Consider the following 18,813-nt stretch of genomic DNA (forward strand, 5'->3'; position numbering starts at 1 on the left):
TTCATGGGGGCTCTATCGCCAGTGAACCATGGGCAGACCGGCGACAGGGGAACGGAAATACGGGATCGTCGTGCCGCGCAGGCTGCCGAGGTAGACCGTGCGCAGATCCGGGCCGCCGAAGGTGATGCTGGCCATCCACGGGGCGATCGGGCCCGCTGCACGCATCATGTCGTCCATGGTGGCCGTGCCGGCTGCCGTGCGTTCGAGCAGTGCCCGGGAGGCTTCCGGGTCGCCGTCGTCGAGCAGCAGGCGCTTGTCGCCCTCGGGGGTGAGCGCGATGAGCTGGTCCACCATGATCAGCGTGCACCACAGGTTGCCGTGGCTGTCGAAGGCGATGCCGTCCGGACTGCCGCCCAGATGGCTGGGTCCGAAGACTTCGCGGTCGGTCAGCCGCGCGCCGTCCGCGCGCTCGTCCACGCGCATGCGCGTGATGTGCGGGCCGGTGGTCTCGACGATGTAGAGCCACTCCTCGGCGGCATCGAAGCGGATCTCGTTGGTGAAGTAGAAACCGTCGGCCACCACGCGCAGCCCGTGCTGGTCGACGATGGCGACATAGCCGTCGGCCACCGGGTGGAGCGAGGCCTGGGTCCACGGGTTCACGCGCGTGGAGATGGTGAGCCAGATGCGATCCTTGCTGTCCCGCAGCACGAAATTGACCTTGCCGATCGGCATGCCGTCGATCCGGTCGTACAGCACGCGCGAGTCGCCGTCGCGGGTCATCACTTCCAGTCGGTCCGTGCCGAAGTTCGAAATCAGGATGTCGCCATTGGCGGCGAAGGCCAGACCGTTGGGCAGCGTGCCGGTGGTGAACTTGCTCTCCATGTCAGCGCTGCTGGTGGCCGTGGCGCTCTCGAAGCGCGAGTCGGCACGCTGGCCGATGAAGCGCTGCGTGCCGTCCACGGCAATGCGCATCACGCCGCCGCGCGCGTCAGCCGACCACAGCGTGCCGTCGGGCTCGGCCAGGATGCATTCGGGGCGCTGCAGGTCGTGGCCGATGGTGCGGAGCTGGCTTCGGTCGACGGTGAACCCGTCCAGCGGGTTGGGAACGCGTGTACGGGACGAGGGCTGAGCGAGTTGGGTCATGCTCGTATTTGAATGATCGTATTAATTTTTGAACATTCGTACAAACCATGACGTGTGAACCGCGGATGCGGATCAAGGATTCCGGCTCATGACCTCTGCATCCTCTGGTGTCGTGAGTCTGGAATCTGATGAGCTACTGCTGCACACCGGGATCGGCCGTATACCGTGGCGTGCCCGACGAGGCAGCAATGAGCGGGCGACCCAAGGTGCCTTGGGCGTTGACCGAGATGGAGCGCAAGGATCTCGTGGCGCTGACGCTGCGTCGCAAGACGTCGCAGGCGCTCGTTCGGCGGGTGCGCATCGTGCTGGCTGGTGCCGATGGCCTGGGCAACAAGGTGGTGGCCGAGCGACGGCGCGTCACGCCGCAGATGGTTGGCAAGCGGCGTGGTCGCTTCGTGCAACCTCGGCTCGAGGGCTTGCTCGATGCGCCTCGCTCGGGTGCGCCGAGGACGATCGATGTGCGCGCATCGATGCCGTGATCGCCAGGACGCTGCGGAGCGCTCCCGTCGGCGCGGCGTACAGGCGTACGCGCACGATGGCGCGCGAAGTCGCGCCTGTCGCAGTATTGGGGTTACGCCGGCTGCGCGCCGCCGGCCGCCGAGGCCGGCAGGCCGAACACCCGGTCGAAGCACCAGTTGAAGGCGAAGGTGTAGACCAGAAAGAACAGCAGCAGCGCAGCGTCGAACAGGAAGGCCTGCCACAGCCCCACGTCCAGCCACCAGGCGAACAGCGGCACCAGGATCGCGGCCAGCCCGCCCTCGAAGCCGATGGCGTGCGCGATGCGCCGCGCCACCGAGCGACCGCGCACCGCCTGGCGCGCCTCCCAGGCCTCGAACAGCGTGTTGAACGCCAGGTTCCACAGCACCGCGATGACCGACGAGGCCACGGCCAGCGCCGTGGACTTGCCGGCGCCGGCGCCCGACAGTGCCCCCAGCCCGATGCTGGTGACGAGGATGGCGATGCCTTCGTAGAGGCCGACGTAGACGACTTTGCGTTGAATGCCCTGCATGATGGCCGCCACTGTATGCGAGGGAATCTGAAAGAAAAAGTCAGCTCATGTCAGATCCGCTGATAGATTGGCATCCATGGCCTTCACTTCCGACAACGTGCTGCTGTTCCTGGCCGTGCTGGACCACGGCTCCTTCTCGGCCGCCGCGCGGGCGCTGGGCCGGGTGCCCTCGGCCGTCAGCATGGCCGTCGCCCACCTGGAGGCCGAGCTCGGCCTGCCGCTGTTCGAGCGCGCCGGCCGCGAGCCGCGGCCCCTGCCCGCCGCGCGGGCGCTGGAGCCGCAGGCGCGCCAGCTCGCGCTGCAGCTGCGCGAGCTCGACGCCCACGCGCTGGCGCTGACCCAGGGGCTGGAGGAGCGGCTCACGCTGGTTATCGCGCCCGAGCTGCTGTCGGCGCGCTGGACCGTGCCGCTGGCCGCGCTGGCGGCCGAGCATCCGCTGCTCGACGTGGAAGTGCTGGCGGCGCCGCAGGCCGATGCGCTGGCCATGCTGCACACCGGCCGCGCCCAGCTGGCGCTGGTGTTCGAGCGCCCGCGGCTGGACGGGCGCGAGGCCTTCCAGCAGGTCGGCGAGGAGACGCTGGTGGCCGTGGTCGCCCCCGGGCACGCGCTGCTGCGCCAGGCCGGCCAGGCCGGCGGCCTGGGCGAGGCCCACCTGGTGCGCACGCGCCAGGTCGTGATCGCCGGCCGCGACGCCGGCGTGGCCGACGCGCGCGTGGTGTTCGGCCGCCACGTCTGGCACACCGACAGCCCCGAGGCCGCCTGCAGCCTGCTCGAAGCCGGGCTGGGCTGGGGCTGGCTGCCGCGCAGCCTGGTGCAGTGGCGGCTGGACGCCGGCCGCCTGGCCGAGCTGCCGCTGCGCAGCCTGGACAACCACATGCTGCTGTGCGTGGACGTGGTCTGGTCGCGCGAGCGGCCGCTGGGGCTGGGGGCGCGGCGGCTGGTGGAGGGGATGGCGGCGATGCGGGCGGGGTAGGCCGCCCTGGCTGCGGGCGCCGCCGCCTGCCTGCAGCGCATCGGGCGCCGCGCCGCCACGGACCTAGGCGCCCGTGTCGGCCGCCGCCAGCCGCTCCCGCAGCGCCGCGTGCAGCAGCCGCACCGCGCTGCGGTACTGCTGCCGGTGCGGGCACACCAGGTGCAGCGGTGCCGGCTCGCCCGCGTACTGCGGCAGCAGCACCTCCAGCCGCTTCGCCCGCACGTCGCGCGCCACGTCCAGCCAGGACTTGTAGGCGATGCCTTCGCCGGCCAGGGCCAGCCGGCGCACGGCGTCGCCGTCGTCGCAGTGGATGGCGCCGCGCACGCGCACCGTGCGGCGCTGGCCGCTCGCGGGGTCGTCGAAGGTCCAGCGGTCGTGCACGCGGCTGCTGAGCAGGTAGACCAGCGTGTCGTGCCGTGCCAGGTCGTCCAGCCGCTCGGGGCGGCCGCGCGCCTGCAGGTACTGCGGCGCGGCCACCAGCACCCGGCGGTTGGCCGGCGCCAGCGGCAGCGCGACGAAGCTGGCGTCCTGGACCGGCGCGTAGCGGATGGCGGCGTCCACCGGTTCGCGGAACACGTCGCTCACGCGGTCGCCCAGGGCCAGCCGCAGCGCCACGCGCGGGTGCCGGCGGCGGAACTCGGCCAGCCAGGGCAGGAGGACGTTGCGGCCCAGGTCCGAGGGGGCGGCCACCAGCAGCGGTCCGCCGGGCTCGTCCGGCGCGCCGTCCAACTGCTCGCGGCCCTCGGCCAGCCGCGCCAGCGCCTCCTGCGCGAAGGGCAGGTAGCGCTCGCCCTCGCCGGTCAGGCGCAGGCTGCGCGTGGAGCGCGCGAACAGGCGCACGCCCAGCCCGCGCTCGATGCGCACGATGGCCGCGCTGACCTGCCCGGGCAGCATGTCGGCCTCGCGGGCGGCCTCGGAGAAGCTGCCGAGCAGGGCGGTGCGCACGAACAGCTGCAGGTCTTCCAGGCGCATGATCTTCACGCAAAGAATGAAAGTGATGTCCGATTCTGCGGGTTTATCGCGCAGTGGCGCGGCGCGACGATGGCGGCCATCGCCAACCACTCGTGACGGGAAGACCCCATGAAAGCCATTGCCTGTGTCCACCCCGGCCTGCCGATCGACGATCCGCAGTCCCTCGTCGAGATCGACCTGCCCGTGCCCCGGCCCGGCCCGCGTGACCTGCTGGTGCGCGTGCAGGCGGTGTCGGTCAACCCGGTGGACACCAAGGTGCGTGCCAGCGCGTCCGCCGCCGCGCCGCGCGTGCTGGGCTGGGACGCCGTGGGCACGGTGCAGGCCGTGGGCGCGGCGGTGACGCTGTTCCGCCCCGGCGACGAGGTGTTCTATGCCGGCGCCATCGACCGCCACGGCAGCAATGCCGAGTACCAGTTGGTGGACGAGCGCATCGTCGGCCGCAAGCCGCGCAGCCTGGATGCCGCGCAGGCCGCCGCGCTGCCGCTGACCGCGATCACGGCCTGGGAACTGCTGTTCGACCGCCTGGGCGTGCCCGAGGGCGGCGGCGCCGGGCAGAGCCTGCTGATCGTGGGCGCGGCCGGCGGCGTGGGCTCGATGCTGACGCAGCTGGCGCGCCGGCTGACGCAGCTCACGGTGATCGGCACCGCGTCGCGGCCCGAGACGGCCGACTGGGTCCGCGGCCTGGGCGCGCACCACGTCGTGGACCACGGCCAGCCGCTGGCCGCCGGGCTGGCGGGCACGGGCGTGCCGCAGGTCGACCTGGTGGCCAGCCTCACGCACACCGAGCACCACTATGCGCAGCTGGTCGAGGCGCTGCGCCCGCAGGGCCGGCTGGCGCTGATCGACGATCCCGCGGCGCTGGACGTGCGGGCGCTGAAGAACAAGAGCCTGTCGCTGCACTGGGAGTTCATGTTCACCCGCTCGCAGCACCAGACGACCGACATGGCGCGCCAGCACGCGCTGCTGGACCGGGTCGCCGCGCTGGTCGACGCCGGCACGCTGCGCACCACGCTGGGTACGCATCTCGGCACGATCGACGCCGCCAACCTGCGCCGCGCCCATGCGCTGGTGGAGACCCAGCACGCGCGCGGCAAGGTGGTGCTGGCGGGTTTCTGAGTGTGGCCGAGGCGCCGCTCCTGAGACATTTCCGCGATAAGCAACCAACGATTCATTCGTTGGCTTCCATGCCCGGCGCCAGAACAATGCCGCCGGATGAATTTCCAGCAACTGCGCTCCGTGCGCGAGGCCGTGCGCTGCGGCTTCAACCTGACCGAGGTCGCCCATGCGCTGCACACCTCGCAACCCGGCGTGAGCCGGCAGATCCGCGAACTGGAGGAGGAGCTCGGCATCGAGCTGTTCGTGCGCGCCGGCAAGCGCCTGACCGGGCTGACCGAGCCCGGCGCGCACGTGCTGCCGATCATCGAATCCATCCTGCAGGGCAGCCACAACCTGCGCACGGCCGGGCAGGAGTTCGTGGCGCAGCAGAGCGGCGCGCTGTCGATCGCGGCCACGCACTCGCAGGCGCGCTATGCGCTGCCCGGCGCGGTGCAGGAGTTCCGGCTGCAGTTCCCCAACGTCCGGCTGCACCTGCACCAGGGCTCGCCGCAGCAGGTCGCGCAGATGCTGCTGTCCGGCCAGGCCGACGTCGGCATCGCCACCGAGGCGCTGGCGCAGTACCCCGAGCTGGTGGCGCTGCCGTGCTACCGCTGGACGCATGCGGTCGTCGTGCCGCCGCGGCATCCGCTGCTGGACGGGCCGCTGACGCTGGAGCGGCTGGCGCGGCATCCGCTGATCACCTACGGCGCCGGCTTCACCGGCCGCAGCCACATCGACGAGGCCTTCGCGCGCCAGCGCATCGTGCCGCGCATCGTGCTCAGCGCGATGGACGCCGACGTGATCAAGACCTACGTGGAGCTGGGCATGGGCGTGGGCATCGTCGCCTCGATCGCGTTCGAGGCCGAGCGCGACACGCAGCTGCGCGCGATCGACGCCGGCGCGCTGTTCGGCATCAACCTCACGAAGCTGGCGCTGCGCCGCGGCACCTACCTGCGCGGCTACGTGTACACGCTGATCGAGTCGTTCGCGCCCACGCTCAAGCGCCGCGTGGTCGAGCAGGCCATGGCCGCGGGGCCGGACGTGGCGACGGCGGACTACGACATCTGACGGACGGTCCCGCGCGTTGCGCGGGGCGGTGCCGTCACAGCTTCGCGATCGACACCTCCGTCGACTTGACGAGCGCGACCACGTCCGAGCCGGGCGCGAGCGCCAGCTCGTCCACCGAGCGCGTGGTGATCACCGAGGTCACGATGCCCCAGGGCGTCTCAACGTCCACCTCGGACACCACGTCGCCGCGGATGATTTCCTTCACCGTGCCGCGGAACTGGTTGCGCACGTTGATGGCTTGAATGGTCATGCCGGCCTCCTGCCGTCGAAGAAGAGGAGGGCAGTGTCCGGGCCGCCGCGCGCGGCGTGAACGAAGAAAACCGCAGACCCTTGCGCGGAAAACCGCGGGCGCGGCGCTTATCCGCCGCGCGTGCATCGACATGCGGAACGCTTCGTTGTCCGGCCGCCGCGCGCCGCGGACCATGCGTCTCCCGGCACCCCTGCCGCGACAAGGAGCCCTCGCATGAACACCCGCATCCATCCCCTGAAAGCCTCCCGCTCGGCCGCGTTGAAGGCCCGGCTGGACCACCCCGTGATCGACACCGACGTGCACGTCAACGACTACGCGCCGGTGCTGGAGGACTACATCGCCCAGTACGGCGGCCCCCAGCTCGTCGACGCGCTGCGCCGCGCGCTCGGCGGGCGCTTCGTCACGCGCGACGGCGACGGCCGCGACTGGTACGCGCAGACGCCGGCCGAGCGGGCCCACCACCGCACGCTGCGCGCGCCGTGGTGGGCCCGCGTCACGCGCAACACCTACGACCTGGCGACCTACACCATCCCGGCGCTGCTGTACGAGCGCCTGGCCGAGCAGGGCTCGGACTACTCGGTGCTGTTCCCCAACGACGTGCTGTCGCCGGCCGCGGCCGGCACCGAGTACCGCCAGCCGCTGCACCGCGCGCTGAACCACTTCCATGCCGACCAGTACCGCAAGTACGCGGACCGCCTCACGCCGGTGGCCGGCATCCCGATGCACACGCCGCAGGAAGCGATCGAGGAACTGGAGTTCGCCGTCCACACGCTGGGCCTGAAGGTCATCAACATCCCCGGCGGCGTGCGCCGGCCGATCCCGGCGATCGCCGCGCAGTACCCGAAGGCGCAGCACCCCGAGGTGGCCAAGCACGCGGCCTACATCGACTTCTACGGCATCGACAGCCCGCACGACTACGACCCGTTCTGGGCCAGGGTGGTGGAGCTGGGCGTGCCGGTGACAACGCACTACGGCAGCCAGGGCTGGACCGGCCGGCATTCGATCAGCAACTACATGTTCAACCACGTCGGCCACTTCGCCGACGGGTCGCAGGCCTTCGCCAAGGCGCTGTTCTTCGGCGGCGTCACGCGGCGCTTCCCGGGGCTGCGCGTGGGGCTGCTGGAGGGCGGGGCGGACTGGGGCTCGCACGTCTACACCCACCTGGTCGACCGCTGGGAGAAGCGCAACCGCGAGGCGGTGCGCAACTACGACCCGGCCGAGGTCGACGTGGAACTGCTGGCCGCGCTGTTCGACCGCCACGGCGCCGAACTGCTGCAGGGCCGCGCCGTGGACAAGCGCACGCTGGTGCGCGACAGCCTCGGCATCTCGGCACTGCCGCACAGCCGCGAGCCGCGCGCGGACGAGATCGACGACTTCGCGCTGGCCGGCATCGAGAAGGCCGACGACATCCGCGCGCGCTGGGTCGACCCGTTCTTCTTCGGCTCCGAGGCCGACGACCGCACGGTGGCCGCGGCGTTCAACCACCGCGTGCACCCGGGCGGCGTGAAGATCAACGCGATCTGGTCGTCCGACGTGGGCCACTGGGACGTGCCCGAGTTCACCGAGCCGCTGGCCGAGACCTGGGACCTGGTGGAGCAGGGCGTGATCTCGGCGCAGGACTTCCGCGCCTTCGTGTTCGGCAATCCGCTGCGCTTCTACACCGAGGCCAATCCGCGCTTCTTCGACGGCACCGAGGTCGGCCGCAGGCTGGGCCTGCCGGGCGCCGCCGCCTGATCCGTCGCGCCACCAAGGAGTACCGGCATGCATTTCCCGCTTTCCAACCTGCGGCGCTGGGGCGCCGCGCTGGCGGCCGTCATCGGCCTGGCTGCCGCGGCCGCCGTGCAGGCGGCGCCCGACGCCATCCGCATCGGCGTGGCCACGGCCGGCGGCGGCGATCCCGTCACCTGGGGCGGCTCGCCCGGCGGCGTGGCGCGCAGCCAGCAGTGGCTGGAGGAGGAGTTCAGGAACTCCGGCACCCGCGTCGAGTGGTTCTTCTTCAAGGGCGCGGGCCCGGCCGTCAACGAGGCGCTGTCGAACAAACAGATCGACTTCGCCTACCAGGGCGACCTGCCCTCGCTGGTCGGCCGCGCCAACGGGCTGGACACCCGGCTGCTGCTGGCCAGCGGCACGCGCAACAACCTGTACGTGGTGGTGCCGCCGACATCGGACATCCGCTCGATCCAGGACCTCAAGGGCCGCAAGGTCTCGATCTTCCGCGGCACCAACGGCCACCTGGTCGCGATCAACGTGCTGGCCGCCCACGGCCTGGCCGAGCGCGACCTCAAGGGCGTGAACCTGGACACCGGCAGCGCGCAGGCGGCGCTGGTCTCGGGCGGCGTGGACGCGGCCTTCGGCGGCTCGGAATGGTTCAAGGTGCGCGACCAGGGGCTGGCCCGCGTCGTCTATTCCACCCAGGGGCAGGACCCGGCCTTCACGCGCCAGGCGGCGCTGCTGGTGCGCGGCGAGTTCGAGCGCGCCCACCCGGCCGAGACGCAGCGCGTGGTCGACGTGTTCGTGCGCGCGGCGCGCTGGGCCTCCGACGAGAAGAACCGCGAGGCGCTGTTCGCGCTGTGGGCCCGGAGCGGCACGCCGGTGGCGTCGTTCCGGGCCGAGTTCGAGGGCCAGCCGTTGGCCGAGCGCAACTCGCCGCTGCTCGACGAGTTCCTGCGCGCGCGCTACCAGGCCGTGGTCGACGATGCGCTCAAGCTCAGGCTGATCCGCCGCCCCGTGAGCGTGGACGACTGGTTCGAGCCCCGGTACCTGGACGCCGCGCTGAAGAAGCAGGGCCTGCAAGGCTACTGGAGCGCCTACGACGCCAAGGGCCGCGCGGTCGCCGGCGGCGCCGCGGTGGCGCAGCGCTGAGCCATGCGGACGGAGCAATCCCTGGCCGCGTTGCCGGCGGGGGGCCGCCTGGCCGCACCGCTGCCAGCCGGTCCCGCCACGCGCTGGCGCACCCGTGCCCAGGCACAGGCACAGTCCTCGGCGCGACCGGCCGCCGCGGGGGCCGCGGGTGTCGCGCCCGGCCGCCACGCCCGGCGCCTGGCCTGCCTGCTGGCGCCCTGGCTGCTGCCGGCGGCGCTGCTGGCGCTGTGGTTCGTCGGCGCCGCGCAGGGCTGGATCGCGCCGCAGGTGTTGCCGCCGCCCCAGTTCGTGGGGGAGACGCTGCGCGACTTGGCGACGAACGGCGAGCTGTGGCTGCACGTCTCGGCCAGCCTGCGGCGCGTGCTCGTGGGCTTCGCCGCCGGCGCGTCGCTGGGCCTGCTGCTGGGCACGGCCATGGGCCTGTCGCGCCGGGCCGAGGCCTACCTGCTGCCGAGCTTCAACGCGCTGGTGCAGATCCCGGTGCTGGGCTGGCTGCCGTTCGTGCTGCTGCTGGTCGGCATCGGCGAGCCGCTCAAGTACATCCTGATCGCCAAGGCCGCGCTGGTGCCGGTGGCGCTGAACACGCTGCAGGGCTTCCGCCAGACGCCGCAGGCGCTGCTGGAGGTCGGCCGCGTGATGGGCTTCACGCGGCGCCAGCAGGTGCTGGAGATCGTGCTGCCGCACGCCGTGCCGACGCTGTTCACCGGCCTGCGCCTGGGCTTCACCAAGGCCTGGCTGTCGCTGGTGGTGGTCGAGCTGGTCGCGTCCAGCGAAGGCCTGGGCTACCTGATCGTCTACGGGCGCCAGCTGTTCCAGCTGGACCAGGTGATGGCGGCGGTGATCGTGGTCGGCGCCATCGGCTATGCGATCGACCGCGTGCTGGACCGGGCCGAGGCCCGCGCCGGCCGCAGCCACGCCAGCCGGCGCGCGGCGCTGGGGGGAGGTGCGGCATGAGCCCCGCCCGGCCGCCCGAAGGGGCTCATTCCCTCGCGGAGGGACCGGGCCGCAGGCCCGAGGGTGCATCAGTGCACCCCGCCCGGCCGCCCGAAGGGGCTCATTCCCTCCCGGAGGGACCGGGCCGCAGGCCCGAGGGTGCACCGGTGCGCCCCGCCCGGCCGCCCGAAGAGGTTCGCACCGCAGCCCGTAGCGGCGACGGTCCTCCCGTGAACGCGGCCGACGGCGCCGGGCGCGCCGGCCCGGCGCCGCTGCGCCCGCGGTCGGCCGGCCGCTGGCGCGGCGCGGTGCTGCCGCTGGCGGCCGTCGCGCTGTGGTGGCTGTCGGCCCGCCATGGGTGGGTCGACTCCGTGCTGCTGGTGCCGCCCGGCACGGTGCTGGCCACGGCCTGGGAGCAGATCAGCGCCGGCACGCTGTGGCGCGCGCTGGCGGCCAGCCTGGCGCGCGAGGCCGCCGGCTTTCTGATCGGCACGCTGGGCGGTCTGGTGCTGGGCGCGCTGCTGGGGCTGTCGCCCTGGTTCGGCCGGCTGGTGGGGCCGAGCTTCCACACCTTCAAGCAGATCTCGCTGTTCGCCTGGATCCCGCTGATCTCGGTGTGGTTCGGGCTGGGCGACGTGGCCAAGGTGGTGTTCCTGTCGCTGGCCGCGCTGGTGCCGGTGGTGGTGAACACCTGCGACGGCATCCGCGGCACGCCGCCGGCGCTGCTGGAGGTGGCGCGCGTCTGCGGCTACACGCGCTGGCAGACCGTCGCCGAGGTGGTGCTGCCGGCCGCGCTGCCGGCCATCTTCACCGGGGTGTACCTGGCGCTGATCTATTCCTGGCTGGCGACCATCGGCGCCGAATACCTGCTGGTCGCCGGGCGCGGCATCGGCAACACGCTGATCGAGGGCAGCGAGCACTTCCGCATGGACCTGGTGCTGTTCGGCATGGTGGTGATCGGCCTGGTCGGCTGGGCCATGAACGCCTCGGCACGCGCGCTGGAGCGGCGCCTGGGCCGCTGGCTGGGCCGCGCGGCCTGAACCTGAACCACGACGAGGGAGCAACCAGACATGGGCGACACCGCCACCTTTCCAACGGCCGCGCAGCCGGCCACGCACAGCGCGCTGCGCATCCACCGGCTGGGCAAGCGCTACGCCAGCGCCCAGGCCGAGGGCGGCACGCTGCAGGTGCTGCAGGACATCGACCTGGACGTGCCGGCCGGGCGCTTCGTCAGCATCGTGGGTGCCAGCGGCTGCGGCAAGTCCACGCTGCTGCGGCTGGTGCTGGGCCTGGAGGCGCAGTACGAAGGCCGCATCACGCTGGACGGCCGGCCGATCGCCGGCACCGGGCCCGAGCGCGGCATCGTGTTCCAGGACCACCGGCTGTTCCCCTGGCTCACGGTGGAGCAGAACATCGCGGTCGGGCTGCGCAACGCGCCGCTGTCGCCGGCCGACAAGCGCGCCCGCGTGGCCGAGCACGTGGCGCTGGTCGGGCTGCAGGGCTTCGAGAAGTCCTGGCCGCACCAGATCTCCGGCGGCATGGCGCAGCGCGTGGCGATCGCGCGCGGCCTGGTCAACCGGCCGCGCGTGCTGCTGCTGGACGAGCCCTTCGGCGCGCTGGACGCGCTCACGCGCGCGCGGCTGCAGCACGAGCTGCAGCGCATCTGGCAGGCCGAGCGCATCACCATGCTGCTGGTCACGCACGACGTGGACGAGGCGGTGTTCCTGGGCGACCAGGTGGTGGTGATGCAGCCGCACCCGGGCCGCATCCGCCGCATCGTGGACGTGGACCTGCCGCGCCCGCGCCACCGCAGCGACGCGCGCTTCATCGCGCTGCGCGACGACGTGCTGCGCGACTTCCAGGACCCCGCCGCGGCCGATCGCCCGCCGGCGCCTGCGGCGCGGCCGTTCGCCGGCCTGCGGCTGGCCTGGTGAGCCGCGCGGGCTTCAGTGCGCGGCCTTGAGCGCCTGGTCGATCCAGCCGTCGAAGGTCTTCTGGTGCGCCTTGATCCAGGCGTCGGTGTGGCGCTCGACGTCGGCCGGCTTGTTCTCGCCGTCGCGCATGCGCAGGTTCTGCGCGTTGATGTCGGCCACCGGCAGCTGCATGACCTCGAACAGCTTGGCGGCGGCCGGGTTCCTGGCGACGAAGTCCTTGTTGGCCACGATGCGCTGCGTGTTCATGACGAAGCCGTAGTTCTGGCCGTTCGGCAGCTTGGTGTCCAGTTTGGCCTGCTCGCCGGGCAGCGAGGAGAACGGTACCTGCAGCCAGGTCACCTCGCGGCCCGGGCGCAGCACGCCGCTGACCCAGTACGGCGTCCAGGTGTAGTAGAGGATGGGCCGGCCCTGCTTGAAGCGCGCGATGGTGTCGGCCATCAGCGCGGCGTAGCTGCCCTGCACGTGGTGCACGTGGGCGCGCAGCTTGTAGGCGTCGAGCTGGTGCTCGATCACGGCCTCGCAGCCCCAGCCGGGGTTGCAGCCGGTCATGTCGGCCTTGCCGTCGCCGTCGGTGTCGAACAGCTTGGCGATCGCCGGGTCGGCCAGCTGCGCGATGTTGGTGATCTTGTGCGCGTCGGCGGTCTTCTTGTCGATCAGGTAGCCCTGGGCCGCGCCGGGCGAGTAGGCGCCGGTGCGCGAGAGCTTGGCGTCGCCGCCGGCGTTCTTGTAGAAGTCCGCGTGCAGCGGGTCCCAGTGGTCGGCCATGAAGGTGGCGTCGCCGTTGGCGATCGCGACGTGGGCCGTGGGGTACTCGACCTCGCGGATCGGCTGCACGGTGTAGCCCAGCCGGGCGAGCGCGCGCGAGACCAGCAGCGTCTGGAAGGTCTCCTCGGCGATCGAGCTCTGCAGCGGCTGCACGGTGACGCCCTTGCCGGGCAGGTCCTGCGCGGTGGCCGTGGCGGCGGCGCCGGCGGCCAGCAGGCCGGCGGCGATCAGGCCGCGCCAGCGGGGAAGAACGGACGGGAAGGTCATGCGAGGCTCCTTTCTGGGGTCTGGGTTCAGTGGATGCGTGCGGCCAGCACGGTCTCGGCCGAGGTCGTGTCGCCGGCCGCGGGGGCCGGCGGCGCCTTGGGCTGCAGCGCGCGCCAGACCAGGCCGGCCGGGCCGGTCTGCCACCAGTGGCGCGCGCCGCGGCGCGGCTGGCCCATGGCCTGGGTGATGCGATCCAGCAGGATCGCCAGCAGCACGATGCCCAGGCCGCCCACGGTGGCCAGGCCCATGTCCAGCCGGCCGATGCCGCGCAGCACCATCTGGCCCAGGCCGCCGACGGCGATCATCGAGGCGATCACCACCATGGACAGCGACAGCATCAGCGCCTGGTTGACGCCGGCCATGATGGACGGCAGGGCCAGCGGCAGCTGCACCTTGGCCAGCAGCTGCCAGGGCGAGGCGCCGTAGGCGCGCGCGGCTTCGATCAGGTCGGGCCGCACCTGGCGGATGCCCAGCGTGGTCAGCCGCACCAGCGGCGGCAGCGCGAACACGATGGTCACGATCACGCCCGGCACGTTGCCGATGCCGAACAGCATGACCACCGGGACCAGGTAGACGAAGGCCGGCGTGGTCTGCATCGCGTCCAGCAGCGGGCGGGTGATGCGGTTGGCGCGGTCGCTGGCCGCCAGCAGGATGCCCAGCGGCAGGCCGATGGCCAGGCAGAAGGCCAGCGAGGTCAGCACCAGGGACAGGGTGACCATGGCCTCGGGCCAGATGCCCAGCATGCCCACCAGCAGCAGCGAGACCACGGCGCCGACGGCCACGGCGCGGCCCGCGCACTGCCAGGCGATCAGCGCCAGCAGCGCCACCATGGCCGGCATCGGCACGGACAGCAGCCCGGACTCCACGCCCGAGAGCGTGGCGTCGATCGGGCCGCGCACGGCCTGGAAGAACGGGCGGAAATGCTCCACCGCCCAGGCCAGGCCGCCGTTGATCCAGTCCTGCACCGGCAGGCTGCCGTCCCACAGCTGCGACAGCGAGAAGCCGTCGGGCGTGGCGGCGGCGTCGGGCGCCGCGCCGGCGCTGCCGGCCAGCCAGTCGCCGCTGCCGGCGTCGGTGCTGCCGGACCAGGCGTCGTCCGCGGCGGCGGCGGGCGCGGCCAGGGTGTCCGCGGCGTCGGCGGCCGGGGCCTGCGGCGGCGCCTCGGGGGCGCTCTCGACGGCGGCCCAGGGATCGGTCTCGGCGGCGGCGGGGGTGGTGTCCGGGTACTCGTTCATCGGATGGTTCTCCTCTCGTCGTGGCTCAATCGCTGCCCTTGTCCATGAAGCGCAGCAGCGTGGTCTTGCTGATGGCGCCCAGGTAGCGGCCCTGGCCGTCCACCACCGGCAGCGGCCAGGGCGATTGCGCGACCTGGCCGAACAGCTCGTTCACCGGGTGGATCGCGGCCACCGTCTGCACGCCGGGCAGGAAGGCGTGCTGCAGGCCCAGCGGCCCATCGTGGCCCTTCAGCGCGGTGCGCAGCGAGTCGCCCGAGACCATGCCCAGGAAGCGCTGCTGCGGATCGACCACGTAGGCGAACTCGCGGTCCTGGCCTTCCAGCATCGACAGCGCCGCGCGCGCGCCGCGGGTGGGCGACTCGGCCACCACCACCTGGCTGCGCCGGGCGATGTCGGCGGCCTTGAACACCTTGGCGGCGTCGACGCCGCGCACGAAGTTGCGCACGTAGTCGTTGGCCGGCGCACGCAGGATCTCCTCGGGCGTGCCGACCTGCACCACCTGGCCGTCCTTCATGATGGCGATGCGGTCGCCGATGCGCATGGCCTCGTCCAGGTCGTGCGAGATGAACACGATGGTGCGGCGCTTGACCTGCTGCAGCCGCAGCAGCTCGCTCTGCATGTCGGTGCGGATGATCGGGTCCAGCGCCGAGAAGGCCTCGTCCATCAGCAGGATGGACGGGTCCGAGGCCAGCGCCCGCGCCAGGCCGACGCGCTGCTGCATGCCGCCGGAGAGCTCGTCCGGGTAGCTGTCGCCCCAGCCGGCCAGGCCGACCTGGGCCAGCGCCGCGTCGGCCTGCGCCAGCCGCGCGGCCTTGTCCACGCCCGCCAGCTCCAGGCCGAAGGCGGTGTTGTCGCGCACCGTCATGTGCGGCATCAGCGCGAACGACTGGAACACCATGCTGATGTCCTTGCGCCGCAGCGCGCGCAGCTGGCGGTCGGAGTGCCGGAAGATGTCCTGCCCGTCGATCACGACGCGGCCGGCGCTGGGCTCGATCAGCCGGTTCAGCAGGCGCACCAGCGTGGACTTGCCCGAGCCCGACAGGCCCATGATCACGAAGATCTCGCCGGCCTTGATCTCGAAGTGCGCATCGAACACGCCGATGGACTGGCCGGTCTCGGCCAGGATCTCCTGCTTGCTGCGGCCCTGGCGCACGAGGGCCATCGCGGCCTGCGGGTCGTCGCCGAAGACCTTGAACACGTGGTCGATCTGGATGTCTTTTGCCATTGCGGCGGGCCTCCTCCTGGTGGGCGGGCTTGGGGCAATGGCCGTCTGGATGGATGTCGTGCGCAGACGGCCGCGATCCGCAGCCGCATGGCAGGCGCTGAAGACGACGGGCAGCGACGCAACCAGCGCCTGTCACGCAAGGCGGCTGCTCAGCGGGCCTGGCCGAGGGGGCTGAGCAGGGCGATGCGGTGCGGCGGCAGGTGGCTGGAAAAACCAGCCGGTTGCCGGGCAGGGCCCGGCGGGGGCGCCTGGCGCCGCGACGGGATGCTGAATCGATCCGCGAGTAGCGCCGAGGCAGTCAACATATCTTGTTGGCTGTCAAGAAGCCCGGCATTCTAACTTTTGGATATGACGAGGTCAACCTCCGCGGGCCGGCGGGGCGGCCGTCGGCGTGGTGCCGGCCCGTTCCGCCAGGCGGGTGAACAGGCGCAGCGCGTTGCCGCGGGCGATGCCCTCGTGCTCCGCGCGGCTGAGCCCGCGCAGCGTGCGCACGCCCTGCACGTTGGCCGCGACGGCGCTGGCCGGCGTGAACGGGAAGTCGCTGCCGAACAGCACGTGGTCCAGCGTCGTCAGCTGCCGCAGGCGCACGATGGCGTCGTCGCTGGCGGAGCCCGCGAGGTCGTAGTACAGCGCGCGCAGCACGCTGCGCACCTCCTGTGCGCCGCCGGCGGGGCGCTGCGGCAGGAAGGGCAGCGTGGAGAACGCCGCGATCCGCTCGGCCAGCGCCGACAGCGCGCCGCCGGCGTGCGGCACGATGACGCGGATGCGCGGGTAGCGCGTCAGCGTGCCGGCGAACAGCAGGTCGGCGATGGTGCGCGCGGTGTCCATCGGGAACTCCAGGATCGGCGCCGGCCGTCCCAGGCCGACGGACTCCAGGCAGGGCGGCGAGGTCGGGTGCAGGAACAGCGTCGCGCGGCGCCGGTCCAGCTCGGCGAACAGCGGGTCGAGCCGCGCGTCGCCCAGGTAGATGCCGTGCACGTTGGTCTCCATCACGACGCCGTCCAGCTGCAGCACGTCCAGCGCGTGCGCGATCTCCTCCAGCGCGGCGGGCACGTCGGGCAGCGGCAGCGTGGCGAACGCGCCGAAGCGGTCCGGCTTGCGGCGCACCAGCTCCGCGGCGAAGGTGTTGACGCTGCGCGCCAGGCGCCGGCGCGCCAGCGCGTCGCGCACGAAGCCGACGGTGGGGGACGACACGGACAGCATCGACACCTCGATGCCGTGGCGGTCCATGTGCTGCAGCGCCTGCTCCTCCGACCAGGCCGGCACTGGGAAGCCGCCGTCCAGCGTGACCAGCCCGGCCTCGTCGAGGGCGCGCGCGTACTGCGGCGGCAGGTAGTGCGAATGGGCGTCGACCAGGCCGCAGGCGCAGGTGGCGGGCGCCGCGCCGGCGCCGGCCGCGGCCTCTTCCGCGTGCGCGGTGCCGGCCAGGCCGGCGGCCAGCGCCGCGGCCAGGTGGCCGAAGACGGTGCGGCGCGAGGGCCGGGCCGGGCCGGCCCCGTCCACGGCCGGCTTCATGCCGCCTCCCGCAGCGCGGCCGGGGCCGGCAGCTGCACGCCGTGGCGCCGCAGGTCGACCGCCAGGTCGTCGACCAACTGGCCGGCCTGGGCGCCGTGCGCCACCGCGCCGTACAGGTAGAAGTCGGGCCGCACCAGCATGGTGTCGATGCCCAGCTGCTGCATGAACGGGAGGAACTTGCCGTCCAGGTCCTGCACCGTGCCGTCGCCCGCCGGCGCGCCGGCCGGCGTGACCACCACGCGCCGGGCGCCCAGCGCGTCGAGCACCGCGCGCTGCGGCGCGCCCAGCGCGGCCTCGGCGGCCGCGGTGCGCGACACCAGCACGAAGCCCAGGCCGACGACCTCGTCGAACCGGCCCTGGCGTGCCCCCGCGCGCACCGTGCCGTGCGGGCTGAGCCATCCGGCCGGCGCCTGCACCGCGCCGTCGGCGCCGCGCCGCAGGATGCCGTCGGTCAGCCGCGGGAAGGCCGGCGGCGGCGCGGCCCGGCCGCCGAAGAAGGCCGCGTCGCGCTCGGCGGCGCGGGCGGCGTCGGGCATGCAGATGATCCGGCCCAGGTACATGGACAGGTCGATCACGTCGCTCACGTGCGGCAGGCGCTCGCGCTGGTAGCTGTCCAGCAGCCGGTCGTCGGCCCGGCCGTCCAGCACCAGGGCCAGCTTCCAGGCCAGGTTCCAGTCGTCGCGCAGGCCGGCGCACATGCCCTGGCCCATGAAGGGCGGCATCACGTGCGCGGCGTCGCCGGCGATCAGCAGCCGGCCGTCGCGCCAGCGCTCGGCCAGCAGCGAGCGGAAGGTGTAGACCTTGTGGCGCACGATGGTCGCCTGGTCGGGCCGTACCCAGGGTTCGAGCAGTTGCCAGGCCACGGCCTCGTGCTCCAGCTCCTCGCGCGTCTCGTGCGGCAGGCGCATGAATTCCCAGCGGCGGAAATAGCGGCCGTCCTTGACGCCGGCCGGCACGATGGTGGTCGGCCGCGCCGGGTTGCACCACTGCGCGGCGGCCGGGATGTCCAGCGCCACGCCCTCGTGCGGCAGCACGTCGATGACCAGCCAGTCGGCCTCGAAGCCGCGGTCCTGCTGGGCGGAGCCGATGGTCCGGCGCACCAGGCTGTTGGCGCCGTCGGCGCCGATCAGGTAGCGCGCGCGCACGGTGCGCTCGGCGCCGCCATCCACCGAGCGCAGGCGCAGCTCGGCGTAGTCGGCGGTCTGGCTGACCGCGACCGCCTCCCAGCCCAGGTGCAGCTCCACGCCGGGGCAGGCCCGGACCTGGTCGTCGAACATCTGCTCCAGCGTGGGCTGGTGCACGAAGTTGACCTCGGGGCCGCCGGAGATGGATTCGGCCGCCCAGTCGATCGACAGCAGCTCCTTCCATTCGGCGTTGAACCAGCGGTAGGCCGACCCGGCGTGGCTGACGGCCGGCAGTTCGCCGGCCATGCCCAGCGCCGCCAGCACGCGGTACAGCTCGTGGTCGATGCAGACCGCGCGCGGCAGCGGGTAGCGTTCGCGCCAGCGCTCGAACACGGCGACGCGCCGTCCCTGGCGCCCCAGGGCCAGGGCCATGATCTCGCTGACCGGGCCGTAGCCGATCTGGACGACGTCGTAGAAGGGGATGTCCTGCTGCATGGTGGTGT

Annotated in this window: 18 protein-coding genes; 9 read left to right on the plus strand and 9 right to left on the minus strand. The window is 72.6% G+C overall.

Translation table 11 applies throughout. From position 1 onward, the window contains the following. Positions 1-12 precede the first annotated feature (12 nt). Entirely contained in the window at positions 13-1,083 is a 1,071-nt protein-coding gene (locus tag QM782_RS18390) for an SMP-30/gluconolactonase/LRE family protein (RefSeq protein ID WP_415204333.1), read from the minus strand. 128 nt (positions 1,084-1,211) lie between these two features. Between QM782_RS18390 and QM782_RS18395 the strand changes: the two genes are divergently transcribed. Beyond that, positions 1,212-1,562, plus strand: coding sequence for a hypothetical protein (locus QM782_RS18395; RefSeq protein ID WP_415204334.1), 351 nt, complete (start codon positions 1,212-1,214; stop codon positions 1,560-1,562). A gap of 92 nt (positions 1,563-1,654) precedes the next feature. Here QM782_RS18395 and QM782_RS18400 read toward each other — a convergent pair whose 3' ends face one another. Continuing rightward, positions 1,655-2,092, minus strand: coding sequence for a PACE efflux transporter (locus tag QM782_RS18400; protein WP_415204335.1), 438 nt, complete (start codon positions 2,090-2,092; stop codon positions 1,655-1,657). Between the two features lie 76 nt (positions 2,093-2,168). Here QM782_RS18400 and QM782_RS18405 point away from each other — a divergent pair, with 76 nt between their 5' ends. Next, positions 2,169-3,065: a LysR family transcriptional regulator gene (locus QM782_RS18405; RefSeq protein ID WP_415204336.1), complete on the plus strand. Its 897-nt coding sequence runs from the start codon at positions 2,169-2,171 to the stop codon at positions 3,063-3,065. Between the two features lie 63 nt (positions 3,066-3,128). Here the strand turns inward: QM782_RS18405 and QM782_RS18410 are convergent, their stop codons facing one another. Next, complete coding sequence (locus QM782_RS18410) at positions 3,129-4,040, minus strand: LysR substrate-binding domain-containing protein (RefSeq protein WP_415205682.1); 912 nt, start codon at positions 4,038-4,040, stop codon at positions 3,129-3,131. Positions 4,041-4,145: 105 nt separating this feature from the next. On the opposite strand from QM782_RS18410, the gene QM782_RS18415 reads away from it, so the two are divergent. Further along, on the plus strand, positions 4,146-5,153 hold the full coding sequence (locus QM782_RS18415; RefSeq protein WP_415204337.1) for a zinc-binding alcohol dehydrogenase family protein: 1,008 nt from the start codon (positions 4,146-4,148) through the stop codon (positions 5,151-5,153). 96 nt (positions 5,154-5,249) lie between these two features. Then, positions 5,250-6,200, plus strand: coding sequence for a CysB family HTH-type transcriptional regulator (locus QM782_RS18420; RefSeq protein ID WP_415204338.1), 951 nt, complete (start codon positions 5,250-5,252; stop codon positions 6,198-6,200). Positions 6,201-6,234: 34 nt separating this feature from the next. Here the strand turns inward: QM782_RS18420 and QM782_RS18425 are convergent, their stop codons facing one another. Next, on the minus strand, positions 6,235-6,450 hold the full coding sequence (locus tag QM782_RS18425) for a TOBE domain-containing protein (protein WP_415204339.1): 216 nt from the start codon (positions 6,448-6,450) through the stop codon (positions 6,235-6,237). 213 nt (positions 6,451-6,663) lie between these two features. Between QM782_RS18425 and QM782_RS18430 the strand changes: the two genes are divergently transcribed. The 5 genes from QM782_RS18430 (at position 6,664) to QM782_RS18450 (ending at position 12,179) form a co-directional block, all read left to right on the plus strand. Beyond that, positions 6,664-8,184 (plus strand): amidohydrolase family protein, encoded by a 1,521-nt coding sequence (locus QM782_RS18430; RefSeq protein ID WP_415204340.1) that lies wholly within the window; start codon positions 6,664-6,666, stop codon positions 8,182-8,184. A gap of 27 nt (positions 8,185-8,211) precedes the next feature. Then, entirely contained in the window at positions 8,212-9,312 is a 1,101-nt protein-coding gene (locus tag QM782_RS18435) for an ABC transporter substrate-binding protein (protein WP_415204341.1), read from the plus strand. Between the two features lie 3 nt (positions 9,313-9,315). After that, the gene (locus QM782_RS18440; protein WP_415204342.1) at positions 9,316-10,266 is read left to right on the plus strand and encodes an ABC transporter permease; all 951 of its coding nucleotides are present in this window, start codon (positions 9,316-9,318) and stop codon (positions 10,264-10,266) included. Between the two features lie 251 nt (positions 10,267-10,517). Continuing rightward, a complete protein-coding gene (locus tag QM782_RS18445) occupies positions 10,518-11,285 on the plus strand; it encodes an ABC transporter permease (protein ID WP_415205683.1) in 768 nt (255 codons plus the stop codon). A 30-nt stretch (positions 11,286-11,315) separates the two neighbouring features. Further along, entirely contained in the window at positions 11,316-12,179 is an 864-nt protein-coding gene (locus tag QM782_RS18450) for an ABC transporter ATP-binding protein (RefSeq protein WP_415204343.1), read from the plus strand. 12 nt (positions 12,180-12,191) lie between these two features. Here the strand turns inward: QM782_RS18450 and proX are convergent, their stop codons facing one another. From proX to QM782_RS18475, 5 genes are all read right to left on the minus strand, one after another. Beyond that, entirely contained in the window at positions 12,192-13,211 is a 1,020-nt protein-coding gene (gene proX, locus QM782_RS18455; RefSeq protein WP_415204344.1) for a glycine betaine/L-proline ABC transporter substrate-binding protein ProX, read from the minus strand. 26 nt (positions 13,212-13,237) lie between these two features. After that, positions 13,238-14,446 carry a glycine betaine/L-proline ABC transporter permease ProW gene (gene proW, locus QM782_RS18460; protein ID WP_415204345.1) on the minus strand — a complete coding sequence of 403 codons (1,209 nt, stop codon included), beginning with the start codon at positions 14,444-14,446 and terminating at the stop codon, positions 13,238-13,240. A gap of 25 nt (positions 14,447-14,471) precedes the next feature. Continuing rightward, on the minus strand, positions 14,472-15,671 hold the full coding sequence (gene proV, locus QM782_RS18465) for a glycine betaine/L-proline ABC transporter ATP-binding protein ProV (RefSeq protein WP_415204346.1): 1,200 nt from the start codon (positions 15,669-15,671) through the stop codon (positions 14,472-14,474). 357 nt (positions 15,672-16,028) lie between these two features. Next, positions 16,029-17,186 carry an amidohydrolase family protein gene (locus tag QM782_RS18470; protein ID WP_415204347.1) on the minus strand — a complete coding sequence of 386 codons (1,158 nt, stop codon included), beginning with the start codon at positions 17,184-17,186 and terminating at the stop codon, positions 16,029-16,031. Further along, positions 17,183-18,805 carry a bifunctional 3-(3-hydroxy-phenyl)propionate/3-hydroxycinnamic acid hydroxylase gene (locus QM782_RS18475; protein WP_415204348.1) on the minus strand — a complete coding sequence of 541 codons (1,623 nt, stop codon included), beginning with the start codon at positions 18,803-18,805 and terminating at the stop codon, positions 17,183-17,185. The genes QM782_RS18470 and QM782_RS18475 overlap by 4 nt, the downstream gene beginning before the upstream one ends. Positions 18,806-18,813 lie beyond the last annotated feature (8 nt).

Source organism: Pseudorhodoferax sp. (genome assembly GCF_047601025.1).
In the GTDB taxonomy this organism is placed as follows: domain Bacteria; phylum Pseudomonadota; class Gammaproteobacteria; order Burkholderiales; family Burkholderiaceae_C; genus Pseudorhodoferax.